Source organism: Allobosea sp. 05T438, from assembly GCF_056396025.1.
Window position 1 is genome coordinate 1 of the sequence record NZ_JBFTKQ010000052.1, and the last position, 1044, is coordinate 1044.

Annotated in this window: 2 protein-coding genes; both read left to right on the forward strand. The window is 62.6% G+C overall.

The features are described 5' to 3' along the window. Window positions 1-318: formylglycine-generating enzyme family protein (locus tag AC1DIN_RS29865; RefSeq protein ID WP_476812351.1), on the forward strand; the 318-nt coding region annotated here is incomplete at its 5' end. Continuing rightward, window positions 302-1044, forward strand: a 743-nt coding sequence (locus tag AC1DIN_RS29870; protein ID WP_476812352.1) for a sulfatase-like hydrolase/transferase, incomplete at its 3' end; no start/stop codon positions are given. The genes AC1DIN_RS29865 and AC1DIN_RS29870, both read left to right, overlap by 17 nt.

Here is a 1044-nt window from a genome sequence, read left to right on the forward strand (position 1 = left end):
CTCTACGACATGATCGGGAACGTCTGGGAGTGGACGTCCGACTGGTTCGCCCCGAAGCGCGAGGCGGATGCGACGAAAGCCTGCTGCATGCCGCAGAACCCTCGCGGAGGGCTGGAATCCGCCAGCTACGATCCGTGTCTCCCCAACATAAAAATCCCGCGGAAGGTTCTGAAGGGCGGATCGCATCTGTGCGCTCCGAACTACTGCCGCCGCTACCGACCTGCAGCCCGACATGCCGAGGCGATCGATACGTCGACCAGCCATGTCGGGTTCAGATGTGTTGTCCGGAATGGAGAATCGAATGAAACGGCCGCCTAGTCACCCATTCAGAGCGCGCTGGTTGGGCGTCAGCACGACGCTGCTGATGTTGGGATCGCCCGTGGTCGCCCAGGAATCGCTGCCGTTTCCGCCGAAGCCTTCTGGGAGCAAGGCCGGGCCGACGATCGCGGAATCGACCTACAGCCCCCTGCCGGCGAAGTCGCATCTCCCGGCCAACGCGCCGAACATCGTCGTGATCATGCTCGACGACGTCGGTCCGGCGCTTCCGAGCACCTTCGGCGGCGTGATCGATACACGCACATTGAGCCGCGTTGCCGGAGACGGGATCAGCTATAACCGCTTCCATAATGCCGCGATGTGCTCGCCCACCCGGGCGGCGCTGCTGACCGGGCGCAATCACCATCGCGTCGGCTCCGGCCAGATCACCGAACTGGCGAACGACTGGGATGGCTATTCCGGCCGGATCCCGCGCACATCGGCAACCGCGGCGAAGGTCCTCGGCTATTATGGCTACGCGACGAGCGCCTTCGGCAAATGGCACAACACCCCAGCCAACGAGACCACGGCCGTCGGCCCTTATACGAACTGGCCGGCAGGTCAGGGGATCGGCTTCGATTACTTCTACGGCTTCCTTGCCGGAGAATCCTCGCAATGGGAGCCTGCGGTCGTCGAAAACACGGTCCGGCTGAATCCGTCCGAAGGGAAGAAGGAATATCACTTCACGGAAGACATGACCGACAAGGCTGTCTCATGGATGAAGCAGGT